Consider the following 17,831-nt stretch of genomic DNA (forward strand, 5'->3'; position numbering starts at 1 on the left):
GCTCACGTGTTACTCACCCGTTCGCCGCTCGAGTACCCCCGAAGGGGCCTTTCCGCTCGACTTGCATGTGTTAAGCACGCCGCCAGCGTTCGTCCTGAGCCAGGATCAAACTCTCCATTAAGGTCCATCGCGACGACCCCAGGGGGCGAACCCTAGAACCGCCAAACCTTGAAAGGATCGAAATCCCAGCAAATGCGACCACCGCTACAGTGGCCGACTTGCCTCAAAGAAATCCCTGCCAACCATCCCGAAGGACAGCCGGCACGGGGTGATCGAGTCTGTGCTCGATCGTTAAAGGCACTGGCTTTTAACACGCTGTTGAGTTCTCAAGAAACGGACACCCACCGCGCCTGTTCCGCTTTCGCGGCCCCAGACTCCGGGGCGACTCATTTACTTTATCAGTTCCGGCCGGTCTGTCAATTTCACCGGCTTTTCCCTGATCCGTCCCGGCCGGCGTTCGCTTTCGCGGCGCCTTTCGGAGCGGTGTCGCTATTTCACCAGATCCGGCCCGTTTCGCAAAATCGGGCCTTTTCCGGCACCACCACAACACAGCAGACATGGCAAAGCCGCGTCGGCTGGAGCGTTGGTGGGTTCCCCTCGGGCCGGCCACCTTTCGGCGTCCTGCTCCCCGTGGGGCGAAGTGAACAGTATGCCCACGCGGCACTCTCGTCAAACCGATCGGCGAAGTTCGCATGAACGTGTCGTGCGCCTGCCCGGCAGCCCTTCGCGCCGACTCCGTGTATCCGCAGGTCGGCCCTCCAGGTGACGTGGTCATGGGCACCTCGACAGGTTGCTGCGGGGTGCGTCCTGGTGCCGGGGAACTTCGGCGGTTGGTTTCGCGCACCCGCGAAACAGTTCGCGGCCGCCGACCGGGCGATCGAGACTCCGCCCATGCGCACCTACCGGGAGCTGTTCCGCACACCGGAGTATCCGGCCCTCTTCGCCATCGTGTCCGTCCAGGTCGCCGCCACGACGGTGAGCGGGCTGGCGCTCGGCGTCCTCGTCTACGGCGCGACCGGGTCGCCGCTGTTGTCGGCGCTCAGCATGTTCGGCTCGTCGTTCGCTCAAGTCTTCGGTGCGCTGGTGCTGTTGTCGGCCGCTGACCGGTTGCCGCCGCGTGCCGCGTCGGCGGGGCTGGCGCTGGTCTTCGGCGCGGGTACCACCGTGCTCGCCGTGCCGGGATTGCCGGTGTGGGGCGTCTTCGTCGTCGTCCTCGGGCTGGGGCTGGCGGCTTCGCTGGGCGGCGGGGTCCGGTACGGGTTGCTGAACGAGATCCTGCCCGAGGGCGGTTATCTGCTCGGGCGGTCGGTGCTGAACATGTCCGTGGGCGTGCAGCAGATCGGCGGGTTCGTCGTCGGCGGGGTGCTGGTGTCGGAGTTGTCGCCGCGCGGTGCGCTGCTCGCCGCCGCCGGATTGTTCCTGCTTTCGGGCGTCGTGGCGTGGGGCGGCCTGAGCAGCCGGGCGCCGCGTGCGGACGGGCGGCCGTCGGTGGCGGAGACGTGGCGGACGAACCGGCGGCTCTGGTCGTCGCGGGAGCGGCGGCACGTCTTCCTCGCGCTGTGGGTGCCGAACGGGCTGATCGTGGGGTGCGAGTCGATCTATGTGCCGTACTCGCCGGGGCACGCCGGGGCGCTGTTCGCGGTGGCGGCGCTCGGCATGCTCGGCGGGGACGTGCTGTCCGGCCGGTTCGTCCCGGTGGCGTGGCGGGGCCGGGTCGAGGTCGGGATGCGGCTGCTCCTCGCGGCGCCGTACCTGCTCCTGCCCTGGCGTCCGCCGCTCGTGGTCGTGGCGGCCGCGATCCTGGTCGCGTCGGTCGGGTACGGGGCGGCGCTGCTGATGCAGGAGCGGCTGATGGCGGTCACGCCGGACGAGATGAGCGGCCAGGCGCTCGGGCTCCAGTCGGCCGGGATGCTGACCATGCAGGGGGTCGCGGCCGCGCTCGCCGGCGCCGTCGCGCAGGTGACGTCGCCCGCGACGGCCATGGGCGTGCTCGCCGCCGCGTCGCTGCTGGTCACGCTCGCGCTGGTGCCCGGCCTGCGCACGGAGGTCAGGCCCGGACGAAGTAGCCGCCGATGAACAAGATCCCCTCGGCGAGGACCCAGATCAGCGCGGCGGTGGCGAGGACGGAGTCCAGGCGGTCCGGGCGGCGCCGCAGCGACGGGACGAGCCACGCGGCGACCGCGAGGAGGGCCGCGACCGCTGCGACCGGGGCCGAGGCCAGGACGGCGATGCGGAAGTGGTCGCCGCACGCCCGGTCGTACAGCCCCGATTCACCGCAGAACGCGGCGTCGCCCCAGCCGCCGAGGGCGGAGAAGCCCCACAGCAGCGCCAGCACGCCGTTCGCGATCGTCGGAATGGCCGGTGAGATCCACCAGCCGTCCGGGCGCCCGGGCATGGCCTGCACCTTCGGAACGTACCGCGCGGACCCGCAGGCCGGAAGTCCATCGCGGGGAGGGATCGCTCAGGTGAGGTCCTTGGACTCGTGCAGCGCCATGTCCATCGCGATCGCGGTCGCCACCGCCAGCGTGCGCAGCGGCTCGGGCACCCGTTCCTGGATCTCCACGTCGTACCGGTCGGCCGTGGTCAGCAGGTGGGTGGCCAGGCCCGCGAACCGCTTGCGGACGTAGGCGACGCGCGAGCCGGAGCGGTCGGTGACGGTGAAGTGGTTGCGGGACAGGTCCACGCCGATCTCGCCGAGCTTGACGGTCTCGGGGTCGCGCAGGATGTAGCGGCGGCCGACGCGCTCGGTGTGGATGGCGCCGATCGGCTCGCCGTCCGGCCCGCGCACCGAGATGAGCAGCCGCCCCGCCTCCTTGTCGATCTCCAGGAGCGGGTCGCCGTCGGTGGTGGTCAGCACGACGGCGCGCGCGTCCAGTTCGGACTTGCCGGGGAAGACCGCCTTGAGGGTCTCGCCCCGGCGTTTGCCCGCCTGGTCGGCGATCGCCAGCACGTTGCCGTCCATGTCGCTGATCCGGTAGCGGCTGCGCGCGTAGGGGCCGCGCCGCGGCTGATCGACGCGGAACGTGGCGTCGGTGAAGAGTTCGGTCACCCGGCGATCCTGCCAAGGCGGGCGGGCGGACGGAAGGGGCCGGGCGGCGCGCCGGTCAGGAACCGAGGCCCCGGACGACGTCGAGGGCGAGGGCGGAGGCCAGGCCGAGGAAGCGCAGCGGTTCGGGGGTTCCCGGCTGGAAGGCGACGGTGTACGGCTCGTCCTTGGTCGCCGGCCACTCGCAGTCGATGCGGCCGTGGACGGTGCCGATGCGGTCGGTGATGTCGAAGGTGCCGCCGAACACCAGCGACTGGACGCCGCGGGCGGCCTTGCGCAGCGCCTGCCCGGCGAGGCCCGCCACGCCGGCGCCGCCGTCCTGGCCGCCGGCGCCCTTGCGCGGGCCGACCGGGCGCACCTCGCCGACGTGCGTGCCATAGGGGTCGTGGATCGGGTAGAAGGGGCGGCCGCGGCGGCTGTCCATGCCGACGCTGCCGAGCTGGGCGCCGTCGGGCCGCAGCACGTGGGTGACGGCCCGGCGCAGGTGGCTGGAGTCGCGCGCCACCGCGAACAGGGGGCGGTTCCAGGGGTCCAGGACGTCGACGGCGCGGGCGAACCCGGAGGCGGCGCCGGGGTTGACGGCGTCGAGGGCGCCGCGCCAGCCCGCCCCGCCGCGGTCGCGGACGGTCGCCAGCGGGGTGCCGTGCGCGTCGGTCACCGAACCCTTGTGCACCCGCAGCAGGGGCGCCGTGTAAAGCGTGCTCATGGTGCGCGTACATATACCAAAAAAAGGGGCGGTCCCAGTTGGGACCGCCCCTCTTCATGCGTACGCGGGCGTACGGGTCATGGACTCGATCAGAAGTCCATGCCGCCGGCGCCGTCGGGCATGGCCGGGGCGGCGTTCTTCTCCGGCTTCTCGGCGATGACGGCCTCGGTGGTCAGGAACAGGGCCGCGATCGAGGAGGCGTTCTGCAGCGCCGAGCGCGTCACCTTGGCCGGGTCCAGGATGCCGGACTCGAACATGTTGACGTACTCGCCGGTGGCGGCGTTCAGGCCCTCGCCGGGGGTCAGGTTGCGCACCTTCTCCACCACCACACCGCCCTCGAGACCGGCGTTGACGGCGATCTGCTTGAGGGGCTCCTCCAGCGCGCGCTTGACGATGTTGGCGCCGGTGGCCTCGTCGCCGGCCAGCTCCAGCTTGTCGAAGGCCTTGGTGCCGGCCTGCAGCAGCGCCACGCCACCGCCGGGGACGATGCCCTCCTCCACGGCCGCCTTGGCGTTGCGCACCGCGTCCTCGATGCGGTGCTTGCGCTCCTTGAGCTCCACCTCGGTCGCCGCGCCGGCCTTGATGACCGCCACACCGCCGGCCAGCTTGGCCAGCCGCTCCTGCAGCTTCTCGCGGTCGTAGTCGGAGTCGGTCGCGTCGATCTCGGTCCGGATCTGGTTGACCCGCCCGGCGATCTCGTTGGCGTCACCGGCACCGTCGACGATGGTGGTCTCGTCCTTGGAGACGACCACCTTGCGGGCGCGGCCCAGCATGTCCAGGGTGGTGTTCTCCAGCTTCAGACCGACGTCCTCGCTGATGACCTGACCACCGGTCAGGGTGGCGATGTCGCCCAGCATGGCCTTGCGGCGGTCACCGAAGCCCGGCGCCTTGACCGCGACCGACTTGAAGATGCCACGGATCTTGTTGACGACCAGGGTGGCCAGGGCCTCCCCGTCGACGTCCTCGGCGATGATCAGCAGCGGCTTGCCGGACTGCATGACGCCCTCGAGGACGGGCAGCAGGTCCTTGTTGGCCGAGGCCTTGCCCTGGACGATCAGGATGTAGGGGTCGTCGAGGACCGCTTCCATCCGCTCGGGGTCGGTGACGAAGTAGGGCGAGATGTAGCCCTTGTCGAAGCGCATGCCCTCGGTGAGCTCGAGCTCGAGCCCGAAGGTGTTGCTCTCCTCGACGGTGATGACACCTTCCTTGCCGACCTTGTCCATCGCCTCGGCGATCATCTCGCCGATCTGGGCGTCGCCGGCGGAGATGGAGGCGGTGGAGGCGATCTGCTCCTTGGTCTCCACGTCCTTGGCGAGCTTGGACAGCTCCTCCGAGACGCGCTCGACGGCGGCCTCGATGCCCTTCTTCAGGGACATCGGGTTGGCGCCGGCGGCCACGTTGCGCAGACCCTCGCGGACCAGCGCCTGGGCCAGCACGGTCGCGGTGGTGGTGCCGTCACCCGCGACGTCGTCGGTCTTCTTGGCTACTTCCTTGACGAGCTCGGCCCCGATCTTCTCCCACGGGTCCTCCAGCTCGATCTCCTTGGCGATCGACACACCGTCGTTGGTGATCGTGGGAGCGCCCCACTTCTTCTCCAGCACGACGTTGCGGCCCTTGGGGCCAAGGGTCACCTTGACGGCGTCAGCGAGCTGGTTCATGCCGCGCTCGAGACCCCGACGGGCCTCCTCGTCAAACGCGATCATCTTTGCAGCCATAGGGCTCCAGTCCTCCCGGAACAGGTGGCCAAAAAGGATCGATCCGATGCCCGCGACGGACGGCCTCCTCCGAGCGGCTGCCATTCCGCCGCCGGACGTGAGACCTCATCGTCCCGACCCAGAGCCGTGGTTGTCACTCTCCACGGCAGAGTGCCAATGTTTGTTTAGCACTCTACCCCGGCGAGTGCAAGCGGGTGGCCCTCCCCCCGAGGTCAGCGGCCCGGAGGGCGGCCCGGCATGTACCTCGGGACGGCGAACGTCCGGTGTGCGGTCTTTGTCCGGAGCGCTACGAGGAGAGCCGGGTCGGCCGGAAACGGTCCCGGTGCGGCGCCCTCACCAGGGGCAGCACCTCCTCCTGCAACCGCCGCGGGATGCGCAGGCCGTAGCGCCTCTCCAGCCGGTCGCGCGCGCGCACGTACCGGTCGGCGGCCTCCTCCAGCGTGCGCGGGACGACGGTGACGCCGAGCGGCTCCAGCAGGTGGCCGCTCATCTTGAGCAGTTCGCCGCGGACCCGGTCGGCCATGCCGTGGCGGCGCTTGCTGACCAGCCAGAGCGTCCAGTCCCAGAAGTGCGCGTCCATCGCCGGCAGGGTGTCGGGGCCGACCCGCCAGGGCCGGTTCCAGCTGCGCGGCACCTCGGGGAAGATCAGGTCGACCTTGACCGGGCCGGGGAAGATCATCAGATAGCCGGCGCAGTCGCCGAGCGGGTCCCACTGCGCGCTCAGCGGGCCGTGCGCGGCGGCGAGCGCGGGCAGGTCGGCGGCGATACGGCCGAAGTCGTCGACGGCGACCGCGAAGTCCCAGTCCGACAGTTCGGTGGCGGTCCCGCGCGCCCGGGACCCGATGGGTTCGACGTCGCGCACCGCTGGGTGGGCGCGCACCGCGGCAGTGAGGTCCTCCGCTATCCCCATACCGGCCCTTTACCCTCGCCCATCAGTACAAAAGCCCCCTTTCGTGGCCACCTCCCGCCGCGTGGGCGGGGTGGGGCCGCGAAAGGGGGCCGCGATCGGGCGGGCGGATCAGCCGCCGGCCACCGCCGGGATGATCGAGATCTGCGCGCCGGCCGGCGTGGCGGTGTCCAGCCCGTCGGCGAACCGCACGTCCTCGTCGCCGACGTAGACGTTGACGAAGCGGCGCAGCTTGCCGTTGTCGTCCAGGATGCGGGCGGAGATGCCGCGGTAGGAGGCCTCCAGGTCGGCGACGACCGCGCGCAGGGTCGCCCCCTCGGCGGTCACCTCGGCCTCACCGCCGGTGTAGGTCCGCAGGATCGTCGGGATGCGGACGGACACGCTGCTCATACTGGCTCCTTGCTGGTCTTGCGGGCGGGACGTCGGGGGCGGGTCAGGCGAGGCCGGAGGCGCGGAACGCCGCCAGGGACGGGGCGATGTTCGCCGACGGCCCGACCACCGGCGCGACCGCGTCCAGCGTCTTCAGCCCGTCGCCCGAGTTGATGATCACGGTCTCCGCGGCCGGGTCGAGCGCGCCGCTGTCCACCAGCTTCTTCAGCACGCCGACGGTGACGCCGCCGGCGGTCTCGCCGAAGATGCCCTCGGTGCGGGCGAGCAGCCGGATGCCCTCCACCACCTGCTCGTCGGTGACGTCCTCGACGGCGCCGCCGGTGCGGCGGACGGCGTCCAGCACGTACGGGCCGTCGGCCGGGTTGCCGATCGCCAGCGACTTGGCGATCGTGTCGGGCTTGACCGGGCGGACCACGTCGTGGCCGGCCTTGAACGCGGCCGACACCGGGTCGCAGCCGGCCGCCTGCGCGCCGAACACCTTGTAGGGCTTGTCCTCGACCAGGCCGAGCCGGATGAACTCCTGGAACGCCTTGTCGATCTTGGTGAGCTGGGAGCCGGAGGCGATCGGCACCACGATCTGGTCCGGCAGCCGCCAGCCGAGCTGCTCGGCGATCTCGTAGCCGAGGGTCTTGGAGCCCTCGGCGTAGTACGGGCGGACGTTGACGTTGACGAACGCCCAGTCCTCCTGCTCGCCGGCGATCTCCGAGGCGAGCCGGTTCACGTCGTCGTAGTTGCCGTCCACGGTGACGAAGGTGCCGCCGTACACCGCGGTGGTGATGATCTTCTGCGCCTCCAGGTTGGACGGCACGAAGACGGCGCTGCGGATGCCGGCGCGGGCCGCGGCGGCGGCGACGGCGTTGGCCAGGTTCCCGGTGGACGGGCAGGCCAGCACCTTGAAGCCGAGCTCGCGGGCGGCGGCGAGCGCGACCGCGACGACGCGGTCCTTGAACGAGTGCGTGGGGTTGCCGCTGTCGTCCTTCACCCAGAGCCGCTGCAGGCCGAGCGACTCGGCCAGGTGGTCCGCGCGGACCAGCCTGGTGAGGCCGGGCTCCAGGTTCGGGGTGTCGGCGACGTTCTCGGGGACGGGCAGCAGCCCGCGGTAGCGCCAGATGTTGCGCGGTCCCGCCTCGATCGAGGCCCGGGTGACGTCGCCGAAGTCGTAGGAGATCTCCAGCGGCCCGAAACACTCTTCACAGGCGTAGTGCGGCCCGAGTTCGCGGGAGTTGCCGCATTCGCGGCAGGTCAGCGCGGTCGCGGGTCCGAGGTTTACAGCAGGCGTGAGCGCCATGAAGCGAGGCCCTTCCCCCATCTTCCCTGCGCCACCTTGGTCGCAGGCCGGAGTTGGCACCATCTCCTGGCCGGCCTCGCAGGATCGCGAGCGCGCACTAGCCAGGTGGTTGCCGGGGCTTCGCAGGGCCGGTCCCTCCACCCCTCTGGATGAGCGATATGAAGTTGTTCGTCCGAACGATACATGAGCCGCCCAGCCTCTGGACAGGCGTTATCTCACCAGGCGAGACGCTAGAGGGCTGTGTGCTTGCTCACGCGGGCGCCTCTTCGCCCGCGCGCGCTCCGGCTGCGTTCCGTGTTCCGGCTCCGTCGCCTGTTCCGCCGTCGTCGGCGCGCTGGGTCGGGTCGAGGAACACGTGCCGGACGAGCGGGACCCGCTCGCACAGCAGCCGGTCGATCTCGCCCGCCACGTCCTCGGCCTCGTCGGCGCTGATCTCGTCGGAGAAGTTCACCTTGGCGGCGACCAGGATGTCGTCGGGACCGAAGTGCATGGTGAGCAGCTCGGCCACCCCGTCCACGCCGGGCGCCTCGGCGATCACCTGGCGGACCTGGCGCTGCACCTCGGCGTCCGCGGCCTTGCCGATGAGCAGGCCCTTGCTGTCGCGGCCGAGCGCGAACGCCACCACCACCAGCAGCAGGCCGATCAGGATGGAGGCGACGCCGTCCCACACCCGCGAGCCGGTCAGCTCGCGCAGCAGCAGGCCGGAGGCGGCGAACGCCAGGCCGACCATCGCGGCGCTGTCCTCGAACAGAGCCGCCTTGAACGTCACGTCCGGGGAGCGGCGCACGTGGTCGACCAGGCCCTGGTCGTTGTCGCGGGTCTCCCGGCGCACCTGGATGAACGCCCGCGTCCAGGCGCTGCCCTCCAGGACGGCGGCGAGCGCGAGCACCGAGTAGGCGAGCCACACCCGGCCGCCTCCGCCGCCGTGCCCGAGGATCGTCAGCACGCCCTCGAAGATCGAGTAGCCGGCGCCCGCGACGAAGATGCCGAACGCGGCGAGCAGCGACCAGAAGTAGCGCTCGTTGCCGTACCCGAACGGGTGCCGCCGGTCGGCGGGCCGGGCGCTGCGGCGCAGCGAGGCCAGCAGGAAGCCCTGGTTCAGGGTGTCGGCGATCGAGTGGGCGGCCTCGGCGAGCATCGCGCTGGACCCGGCCAGCACCCCGGCCACCAGCTTGACCACGGCCAGGACCAGGTTCGCCGCACCGGCGATGATCACGGTCTTCTTGGTCTCGGAGCGGCTCATCCGCCCCCGGTACCCCGCCGTCCCGGCTGTAACCGAAGTCCAGCTCCGGCCGTTGGCCGCGGGCCACTTTGGTACCTCCCCGCCTCAGCTGAGACCCTGCCGGTATGAGCCAAGTGCTGGTGGCATCGAACCGAGGCCCGGTCTCGTTCTCCCTGTCCGACGACGGCACACTGACCATGCGCCGCGGCGGCGGCGGCCTGGTCTCCGGCCTGGCCTCGGTGGCCGCCCGGCCGGGCGCCGAGGTGCTGTGGGTGTGCGCGGCGCTCGGCGAGGCCGACCGCGCCGCCGCCCGGCAGGCCCCCGAAGGGCGGCTGGACCGCGACGGGCACGACACCGGGGGCGCCGCCGTCCGGATGCTGGACATCCCGGCGGCCACGTTCCACCGCGCCTACAACGCGGTCGCGAACTCGACGCTGTGGTTCGTCCACCACCTGCTGTACGACACCCCCCGCGTCCCGCACTTCGACGCGCGCGCGCGGCGCGACTGGCAGTCCTACGAGGCCTACAACGCGGCGTTCGCCGACGCGCTGGCCCGGGACGCCGCGCCCGGCTCCAAGGCCGCGATCCAGGACTACCACCTGTCGCTGGCCCCGGCGATGCTGCGCGAACGCCGCCCCGACCTGAAGATCGCGCACTTCTCGCACACGCCGTGGGCGCCGCCGGAGTACTACCGGCTGCTGCCCGACGACATCGGCGCCGCCGTCCTCACGGGCATCCTCGGCGCCGACCACGCCGGGTTCCTCACCGAGCGGTGGGCGTCGGCGTTCCTGGACTGCTGCGAGGAGATCCTCGGCGCCAAGGTCGACCGGCACGCCCGGACCGTCACGCTGGCGGGCCACGTCACCCGCGTCGGCGTGCACGCCCTCGGCGTCGACGGCCCCGAGCTGCGGCGGCGGGCCGCCCAGCCCGACGTGGCCGCGCGCGCGCAGGCGCTGCGCGAACAGGTCGGCGACCGGCAGCTCATCGTGCGGATCGACCGGACCGAGCTGTCCAAGAACATCGTGCGGGGCCTCGCCGCCTACCGCGAGATGCTGACCAACCACCCCGAATGGCGCGGCCGCGTCGTGCACCTGGCGTTCGCCTACCCCTCCCGGCACGACCTGCCCGAGTACCGCGAGTACACCGCGGCGGTGCAGCGGATGGCGCGGCAGATCACCGACGAGTTCGGCACCGCCTCCTGGGACCCGCTGATCCTGCAGGTCAACGACGACTACCCGCGTTCGCTGGCCGCCTACGGGCTGGCCGACGTGCTGCTGGTCAACCCGATCCGCGACGGCATGAACCTGGTCGCCAAGGAGGGCCCCGTCCTCGCCGGGCGCGGCTGCTCGCTGGTGCTGTCGCGCGAGGCCGGCGCCGCCGCCGAGCTCGCCGAGGACGCGATCATGGTGAACCCCTACGACGTCTCGCAGACCGCCGAGGCGCTGCACCAGGCGCTGCTGACGCCGCACGAGCAGCGCGCCGAGCGGTGCGCGCGGCTGACCGTAGCCGCCACCGCGCTGCCGCCGCAGCGCTGGTTCGCCGACCAGCTGGCCGCGCTGGACTGATCAGCCCCAGGACTGCAGGGCCGGCGCCGGCCTCGGCAGCAGGCACTCCACCGGGTTGGGCTCGTTGCGGCGGCGCCACAGCTCGCGCAGGCCGGCCTTGCGGTAGGTCGTCCGGCGCTGCGCGCGGGTGCGGGCGAGCCGCGCCCGCTGCGCCGCGGACGCCTTCGGCGCGCCGCCCGGCCGGTAGCCGTAGGCGGCGAGGCGGTCGCCGAACGCGGCCTCGGCGACGCCGACCTCCCACTCCTCCAGCCGCTCGGTCCACGAGCCGACCCGGCCGGTGCCGATCTCGGCGTACGTGCGGGCGTGCCACTTCTTCTGCGGCGGGACGGTCAGCCGCGCGATCTCCTGGGGCTCGGTCATCGCCGGGTCGAAGTCCTCGCCGAGGAACGCGCAGAGCCGCGTCAGCTCACCGGCCGGGTCGGCGACGAGCCGCTCGTACTGCAGCTCGTGGTAGCCGTCGGGGCCGAGCCGCGCGGCGTACCGGCGGCCCGCGTCGATCGCCTCCCGCCACGCCGAGGCCGCGTGGTAGACGTCCAGCTTGTACCAGGGCATCTCCTTCAGCGACGCCACGCAGTCGCGGCCGTCCCTGATCAGGTGCACGAACTGCGCGTCGGGGTACATGCGCAGCAGCAGCGGCACGTGCTTGAAGTAGCTCGGCCGCTTGTCGCCCCAGCGCGGCTTGCCGAACCGCTCGGCGTAGGAGCGGAACACCGTGCCGGCCGCCGAGCCGATCGTCGGCGGCGCCTGGACGATCCGCTCGGCCACCTCGGCGGCGTCCAGGCCGAGATCGCGGAACTTGGTCTCCCGCCGGCCGGTGATCCAGGCGGCCAGCTCACGCCGTCTCCCTCTGTCCCGCAGGTCACCGAACTCGCACCGCCGCGTATAGGCCGGCAGCAGGAAACGGGTCTCCGCGGGGATCGCGATCCGGTGGTGCGAGTGCAGCATCAGCTGCAGCAGCGTCGTCCCCGAACGAGGGCAGCCGATGACGAAGATCGGCCGGTCAGCGTGGGTGGCCATGCGGGCGATCGTTGCGGGCCCGGCACGCCCGCGCCGCCCGGGCGGCGGCCGCTTGCCGAGGCATTGCGCAGCCTTGACGGGCCCGGGACCCGCCCGGGCCGGCCGCTCCGGCCGGGCGCCCCGGTCAGGTGTAGGACTCGCCGAGGGTCTGGCGGACCTGCTTGCGGGCCTCGTGGATCCGCGACTTGACCGTGCCGAGCGGCAGCTGCAGCTGCTCGGCGATCTCGGCGTACTCCAGCTGCGACACGTCGCGCAGCACCAGCGCCTGGATCAGGTCCGGCTTGCGGGCCTCCAGGTCCTCCATCGCGTCCAGGATGTCCACCCGCGAGCCCGCGATGACGCTGGTGCGGTGCGGATCGGGGCGCTGCTGCGGCAGCTCCCCGGCCTGCTCGACCGAACGGCGCTTCAGCGAGCGGTAGGTCGACCGGGAGGAGTTGGCGACCACCACGTGCAGCCACGTGCTGAACCGCGACCGCCCCTCGAACCGGTGGATGTTGCGGGCCACCTGCAGCAGGGCGTCCTGGCAGGCCTCCTCGGCGTCCTGCCGGCACGGCAGGAAGCGCGAGGCGTGCCGCAGCACGTCCGGCTCGATCTTGCGGAGCAGTTCGTTGAGGGCACTCCGGTCGCCCTGGGCGGCCTTGACGGCCAGCTCCTCGGTTCTCTCATCGAATGCCATCGTCGCTGCCTCAATGCTCGTTCGCGCACGCACCCCGTTTGTTGGGCATGATACGGGAGTGTCCTTCCCACCATCTGTCGGCCGTTACCGAATCGATCGCGTCCTCGGATCCGGGGCGTTCGCCTCCGTGTGGCTCGGGCACGACGAGGCGCTGGATTCCCAGGTCGCCATCAAGGTGCTCTCCGGCAGCCTCATCGACGACCTGGACGTGCGCAATCGCTTCCTGGAGGAGGCGCGCATCCTGCGCCGCGCCGACTCCGACAAGCTCGTGCGGGTGCACGACATCGGCGAGCTGCCCGACGGGCGTCCCTACTTCGTCATGTCCTACGCCGACCGCGGCACACTCGCCGACCGGATGCGCGAGCGGCCACTTCCGGTCAGCCAGGCGCTGGTGCTCGCCGAGGAGATCGCCTACGGGGTCGAGGTCATCAACGCCCTCGGCGTGATCCACCGCGACCTGAAGCCGTCCAACGTGCTGTTCCAGTCCACCCAGGGCGGCGGCGAGAAGCTGCTCATCGCCGACCTCGGCCTCGCCAAGGCCCTCGCGCACGCCTCGGGCGCCTTCACCCTGCCGGTCGGCACGCCCGGGTACATGTCGCCCGAGCAGGCGCGCTTCGGCGGCGGCCTGGACGTGCGCGCCGATGTGTACGGGCTCGGCGCGCTGACCTACCACATGCTGACCGGACGGCCGCCCGGCCCGGCGCCGGTAAAAGTCCCGCCAAGCCGGTTGCGCGAAGGGTTGACGCCCGGTTTCGACCAGGTCATCCTGCGCGCACTGGAGGTCGAACGGGAGAAGCGCTGGCCCACCGCCGAGGCGTTCGCCGAGGCCCTCGCCACGCTCCGGCCCACCACGGCACCTGCCTACGACAGGCCGGGACCAGAAGGAGAGGCGACCGTGCGCGACCAGTACCGGGGCGGGGAACCGCCGCATCAGCAGCCCCAGCGGCCGCCGCAGCCGCCGCCGGGCGAAGACGACATGCGCACTTCGGAGATGGCGCAGCCGCAGCAGCAGCGCCCGCAACCACCGGTGCCGCCGGGCGGTGGGGACGCGACGATCGTGGACCATCCGGCGAACGCGAACTACGCCGGGCCTGGCGGGCCTCGTCCCGGCGGTCCCGGTGGTCCTCAGGGACCGGGGTCCACGAGCCCCGGCGGTCCTGGCGGTCCAGGCCAGGGGGATGACGAGCGCACGGTGTCCATTCCCCTGCCCGGCGGCCAGCAGCCGCCGCAGGGCGGTCCTCCGCAGGGCGGTCCTCCGCCAGGCAAGAAGACGGCCGTTTTCTCGCCTCAGGACCACCAGATGCCGCCCGGCGGACAGCAGGGCCATCCCGGTGCGGGCTTCCAGCCCCCGCCCGTGCAGGACGGCCGGGGCGGCGGGGGCCCGGCGGGGCCGTCCCCCGCGCAGAAGGCCAAGGGCAAGCTGAAGGGCTTCGGCGGCGGCTCTGGCGGCGGCTCGTCGCAGAAGAGCCTGATGCCGTGGCTCATCGCGGGCGGCATCCTCACCGTCGCGCTGATCGCCGGGCTGCTGATCGGCAGCCTGGTCACCGGCGGCGACGACGGTCCCAAGAAGCCGGGCAAGACCGGGCTGCCGGTCGACTTCGCGCAGATCGGCGACGCCTCCGGCAAGATCAAGCTGAGTGCGCCCAAGGCGTGGGGCAAGGGCACGGCGCCGACCTGGGTGCCGTCCACGGTCGGCCTCGCCGACGCGCAGGCGCGGCCGGTGCTGCGCGCGGCCCAGAACGTCGCGGACTTCCCGGGCAACGGCAAGAGCCCGGGCGTGTTCGTCGGCGTGACGACCGACGTGGCGAACGGCAAGCTGCCGCCGCCGTCGGTGTCGGCGCACGCGTCCTGCACCAAGGGGGCGCCGGAGAACTACACCTCGCCCGGTAAGGCGCTGACCGGGACGATCGTCCGCTACACCGGCTGCAAGACCGGCACTCCGTCGATCACCGAGGTCGGGCTGCGCGACAAGGGTGGCAAGTTCGGCGCCTGGGTCCGGGTCAAGGAGACCGACGGCCGCAATCTGACGACCAGCATCCTGAACTCGCTGACCATCACCGGCCCCTGATGTCCCGGAGGGCGGGGCGGACATCTTCCGCCCCGCTTTTCGTCATTCCGGGGCCGGCACCCGTACGTGCTCGGGGAGCGGCCCATAGCCGATGCCCCTGGCCACCGCCCGGCGCAGCGGGCGTCCACCGGCCCTCAGCACCTCCACCGGCGGTTTCTCGCCGCGCAGCACCGGACCGACCAGCAAGGCCTGCACGGCGAGCTGGAAGGACTGCACGACCACGGCCGGCCACTTGCGGCGGCGCTGCACGGCCGCCAGGTCGGTGGTGGTGAGCGTGCCGTCGCGCAGCGGCCGGTAGAGCCGGTTGGCCGTAGCGACGGCGTCCTGTACGGCCAGGTTGACGCCGACGCCGCCGATCGGCGACATCGCATGTGCGGCGTCGCCGATGCAGAGGAAACCCGGCCGGTACCAGCGGCGCAGGCGGTCCACCCGCACGTTCAGGACGCTGATGTCGGCGAACTCCAGCTGCTCGACACGGTCGGCCAGGAAGGGCAGGAGCCCGGCCACGGTGCGGCGCAGCGCCGGAATGCCCCGGGCCTGCTCCTTGGCGTAGCCGCCCTTGGGGACCAGGTAGGCGAGCTGCCAGTAGTCCGTGCGGTCGATCGCGGCCATCAGGTGCCCGGGCGACAGGCGCATGAAGACGTCGCCCGGGTCGGTGGCGCGGCGCGGCAGCCGGAACCAGGCGACGTCCATCGGCGCGCCGAACGCGCGGACCGGTAGCCCGGCGGCGCGCCGCAGGACCGAGTTCCGGCCGTCCGCCGCGACGGTGAGCTCGGCGTGGATCTCGTGGTCGGCGCCGTCGCCGTCGCGGTAGCGCAGGCCGCGGACCCGCCCGTCGCGCACGACCAGGCCGGTGGCCTCGGCGTTCATGAGCAGGCGGAAGCCGGGGTGGCGGGCCGCCTCGCCGGCGATCATGTCGAGCAGGTCCCACTGCGGGACCATCGCGATATAGGGGTGCCGGCCGCCGAGCGCGCGCAGGTCGCCCGCCGTCACCTCGGCGTCGTCGGTGACGAACCGGACCTCGCCGATCCGGCGGTGCGCCAGCTTCGCGAACCGGTCGCCGAGGCCGAGCTCGTCCAGCACGTCCAGCGTGGACGGGTGGATGGTGTCGCCGCGGAAGTCGCGCAGGAAGTCGCCGTGCTTCTCCAGCACGGTCACCTCGACGCCCGCCCGCGCGAGCAGCAGGCCGAGGAAGACGCCGGCCGGGCCGCCGCCGGCGATGCAGCACGTGGTGGTCTCGGTCATGGCGCACCACCTCCCGCCATCAATTCATCACACATTGAGTTATCCGTCAAGACACACGGTGTTGCATCGCGAGCGATTCCGATATATCGTTAATGCATCGACAACGATAAGGAGAGCACCATGCGCGAGCACCACCATCACCACCACCACGGCCGCGACCCCGAGGGGCGTGCCCGCCGCGGCGGCCCATTCGGCGGCTGGGGCGGCCCGGACTTCGGTCCCCCGTTCGGCCCCGGCGGGCCGGGCGGCCGGGGACGCGGCGGCGGCCGGGGGCGCGGCCGGGCCCGGCGCGGCAACGTCCGCGCCGCCCTGCTGGCCCTGCTCGCCGAGCGGCCCATGCACGGCTACGAGATGATCCAGGAACTCGACGAGCGCACCGGCGGCGTCTGGCGCCCGAGCCCCGGCTCGGTCTACCCGACCCTGCAGATGCTGGAGGACGAGGGCCTGGTCAGCAGCCTGGAGCAGGGCGGCAAGCGGCTGTTCACGCTCACCGACACCGGCCGGGAGGAGGCGGCGGCGCAGACCACCGCCCCCTGGGACGAGGTCACCGAGGCCGCCGGCGAGAACGTGATGCGCGGCCGCGACGCCCTCGGGCAGCTCATGGGCGCCGTGCACCAGGTCATGACGGTCGGCAGCGAGGCCCAGAAGGCGCGCGCGCTGGACGTCATCAACGATGCCCGCCGCCGCCTGTACGGGATCCTCGCCGATGACCCCGAGGCCGAGTAACGCACGAGGCAGTGACGCAGAAGCGCCGTGACCGTCCAGGACGGTCACGGCGCTTTCGTCTTTTCCGCCGCTCAGCGCGGGAAGGACGCCTCCCGCGCGTACTGGTCCTCCACGTAGAGCTTCTTCCAGATGTACAGGCGCAGGTCGCCGCGCTTCAGCCGCTTGTCGACCGGGACCTCGACCGTCGCGCGCACCAGGAAGGACGACTTGGGCGGCAGGTACTTGTCCCCGCCGTCCCCGTCCTGCAGCGCGCCGCCCGTCAGCCGCCGGACCACCTCGCTCTTGGTGGGCGGCGTGCACATGTCCTCGGGCACCCCGGTCTGCCACATGCAGCGCCCGCGCGCGTTCGCCGGGATCAGGGCGCGCTTGACGAACACGTCGCCGGGGTAGTCCAGCAGCACCTTCTGCCGCGTGGGGTTGCCCAGCACGTACTCGACGTAGGCCAGCTTCATCCCGGGGCTGGGCGCGGCCTGCTGGGGCGACACGCCGTCGTCGGTGCCGCCGCCGACCGCGGCGATCCGGTACCTGGAGCCGTCGGCCGTCCCGACCTCGACCGGCTTGCCGGTGCGCGGCTCCGGCCCCTCCGCCTCCGCGGCCGTCCGCGCGGGCTGGACGGCCGCGTCGCCGCCCTCACCGGAGCCGGGCAGGAACAGCAGGCCGCCGACCGCCCCCGCGGCGACGACGACCGCCGTGGCCGCTGCGGCGATGAGGCCGGTGCGGCGGCCGCCCTGCTCCTGCTTGCGCACCCGGTGCCGGTCGCTGCGCGAACCGATCCGCACCTGCACGCCGCTGGTGTCGCGGGCACCGGGCACGGGGCCGGGCGGCGCGGCCCAGGGGTCCGGGGCGCTGCGGGGACCGCCGGTCCCACGCACGTCCTCAGGCCGCCGTGGGATTACAGGCTGATCGTCCACCGTCACCGCTCCCCAGACCCCGATAACTCAACGAAACCCATCTAGCTCTACATTTTGCCTTAATTAGACCTTGAGTTCATAAGGGCCCCCCTTGGCTCCGCCGCCCCACCCGTCTCACCGACCTCTGACGCCCCCCGGCGGCCCCGGTTATCCACAGGCCGGGACTTCGCTTCCCCCGGCAGGTCAGCCCCGGGAAACTGAGGGTCACGCCTCGCCGAGCCGGGGCCCGCTCCTGGAAAACCGAAGAGACCCACGACCCGCCCGAGGCCCCCGCCACGTGGCCACATCCGGCACTCCCGCTACCGGAGACCGCCGAACCTTCCACCGAGACCGACCGCCAAGAAGGCCC

16 protein-coding genes, 1 rRNA gene and 1 riboswitch are annotated in these 17,831 nt (G+C 72.0%); of the genes, 4 read left to right on the plus strand and 13 right to left on the minus strand.

The genetic code is table 11. The annotated features are described in order from the left end of the window. Positions 1 to 121 (minus strand): 16S ribosomal RNA (locus ACRB68_RS11735); the annotation flags it as partial. Between the two features lie 770 nt (positions 122 to 891). Here ACRB68_RS11735 and ACRB68_RS11740 point away from each other — a divergent pair. Continuing rightward, positions 892 to 2,076, plus strand: coding sequence for an MFS transporter (locus ACRB68_RS11740; RefSeq protein WP_153532571.1), 1,185 nt, complete (start codon positions 892 to 894; stop codon positions 2,074 to 2,076). Here ACRB68_RS11740 and ACRB68_RS11745 read toward each other — a convergent pair. The 8 genes from ACRB68_RS11745 to ACRB68_RS11780 all read right to left on the minus strand — a co-directional run bounded on the left by ACRB68_RS11745 (position 2,048) and on the right by ACRB68_RS11780 (position 9,295). Further along, the gene (locus tag ACRB68_RS11745) at positions 2,048 to 2,395 is read right to left on the minus strand and encodes a hypothetical protein (protein ID WP_153532572.1); all 348 of its coding nucleotides are present in this window, start codon (positions 2,393 to 2,395) and stop codon (positions 2,048 to 2,050) included. The two genes, ACRB68_RS11740 and ACRB68_RS11745, sit on opposite strands and share 29 nt — an antisense overlap. Positions 2,396 to 2,461: 66 nt before the next feature. Further along, positions 2,462 to 3,049: a phospholipid scramblase-related protein gene (locus ACRB68_RS11750; protein ID WP_328594089.1), complete on the minus strand. Its 588-nt coding sequence runs from the start codon at positions 3,047 to 3,049 to the stop codon at positions 2,462 to 2,464. Positions 3,050 to 3,104: 55 nt separating this feature from the next. Continuing rightward, entirely contained in the window at positions 3,105 to 3,752 is a 648-nt protein-coding gene (locus ACRB68_RS11755; protein ID WP_153532573.1) for a hypothetical protein, read from the minus strand. A gap of 89 nt (positions 3,753 to 3,841) precedes the next feature. Then, complete coding sequence (gene groL, locus ACRB68_RS11760; protein WP_153532574.1) at positions 3,842 to 5,467, minus strand: chaperonin GroEL; 1,626 nt, start codon at positions 5,465 to 5,467, stop codon at positions 3,842 to 3,844. A 286-nt stretch (positions 5,468 to 5,753) separates the two neighbouring features. After that, positions 5,754 to 6,377, minus strand: a complete 624-nt coding sequence (locus ACRB68_RS11765; protein WP_153532575.1) for a nucleotidyltransferase domain-containing protein — start codon at positions 6,375 to 6,377, stop codon at positions 5,754 to 5,756. Between the two features lie 108 nt (positions 6,378 to 6,485). After that, complete coding sequence (locus ACRB68_RS11770; RefSeq protein ID WP_153532576.1) at positions 6,486 to 6,764, minus strand: MoaD/ThiS family protein; 279 nt, start codon at positions 6,762 to 6,764, stop codon at positions 6,486 to 6,488. A 43-nt stretch (positions 6,765 to 6,807) separates the two neighbouring features. Then, positions 6,808 to 8,052 (minus strand): threonine synthase, encoded by a 1,245-nt coding sequence (thrC, locus tag ACRB68_RS11775; protein WP_153532577.1) that lies wholly within the window; start codon positions 8,050 to 8,052, stop codon positions 6,808 to 6,810. A 14-nt stretch (positions 8,053 to 8,066) separates the two neighbouring features. Continuing rightward, a riboswitch (SAM riboswitch) is annotated at positions 8,067 to 8,208 on the minus strand. 94 nt (positions 8,209 to 8,302) lie between these two features. Further along, positions 8,303 to 9,295, minus strand: coding sequence for a cation diffusion facilitator family transporter (locus ACRB68_RS11780; protein WP_153532578.1), 993 nt, complete (start codon positions 9,293 to 9,295; stop codon positions 8,303 to 8,305). Positions 9,296 to 9,399: 104 nt separating this feature from the next. On the opposite strand from ACRB68_RS11780, the gene ACRB68_RS11785 reads away from it, so the two are divergent. Then, positions 9,400 to 10,839, plus strand: a complete 1,440-nt coding sequence (locus tag ACRB68_RS11785) for an alpha,alpha-trehalose-phosphate synthase (UDP-forming) (protein ID WP_153532579.1) — start codon at positions 9,400 to 9,402, stop codon at positions 10,837 to 10,839. On the opposite strand, the gene ACRB68_RS11790 is transcribed toward ACRB68_RS11785, so the two are convergent. Continuing rightward, the gene (locus ACRB68_RS11790; protein WP_153532580.1) at positions 10,840 to 11,856 is read right to left on the minus strand and encodes a sulfotransferase family protein; all 1,017 of its coding nucleotides are present in this window, start codon (positions 11,854 to 11,856) and stop codon (positions 10,840 to 10,842) included. A gap of 124 nt (positions 11,857 to 11,980) precedes the next feature. Beyond that, positions 11,981 to 12,532 (minus strand): RNA polymerase sigma factor, encoded by a 552-nt coding sequence (locus tag ACRB68_RS11795; RefSeq protein WP_153532581.1) that lies wholly within the window; start codon positions 12,530 to 12,532, stop codon positions 11,981 to 11,983. Positions 12,533 to 12,545: 13 nt separating this feature from the next. Between ACRB68_RS11795 and ACRB68_RS42020 the strand changes: the two genes are divergently transcribed. Next, positions 12,546 to 14,600, plus strand: a complete 2,055-nt coding sequence (locus ACRB68_RS42020; RefSeq protein WP_153532582.1) for a serine/threonine-protein kinase — start codon at positions 12,546 to 12,548, stop codon at positions 14,598 to 14,600. A gap of 42 nt (positions 14,601 to 14,642) precedes the next feature. Here ACRB68_RS42020 and ACRB68_RS11805 read toward each other — a convergent pair whose 3' ends face one another. After that, positions 14,643 to 15,845, minus strand: coding sequence for an FAD-dependent oxidoreductase (locus ACRB68_RS11805; RefSeq protein ID WP_153532583.1), 1,203 nt, complete (start codon positions 15,843 to 15,845; stop codon positions 14,643 to 14,645). Positions 15,846 to 15,965: 120 nt separating this feature from the next. Between ACRB68_RS11805 and ACRB68_RS11810 the strand changes: the two genes are divergently transcribed. Further along, on the plus strand, positions 15,966 to 16,571 hold the full coding sequence (locus ACRB68_RS11810; protein ID WP_153532584.1) for a PadR family transcriptional regulator: 606 nt from the start codon (positions 15,966 to 15,968) through the stop codon (positions 16,569 to 16,571). A gap of 71 nt (positions 16,572 to 16,642) precedes the next feature. Here ACRB68_RS11810 and ACRB68_RS11815 read toward each other — a convergent pair whose 3' ends face one another. Beyond that, on the minus strand, positions 16,643 to 17,443 hold the full coding sequence (locus ACRB68_RS11815) for a hypothetical protein (protein ID WP_153532585.1): 801 nt from the start codon (positions 17,441 to 17,443) through the stop codon (positions 16,643 to 16,645). Positions 17,444 to 17,831: the final 388 nt, after the last annotated feature.

The organism is Actinomadura macrotermitis (genome assembly GCF_009604375.1).
GTDB lineage: Bacteria > Actinomycetota > Actinomycetes > Streptosporangiales > Streptosporangiaceae > Spirillospora > Spirillospora macrotermitis.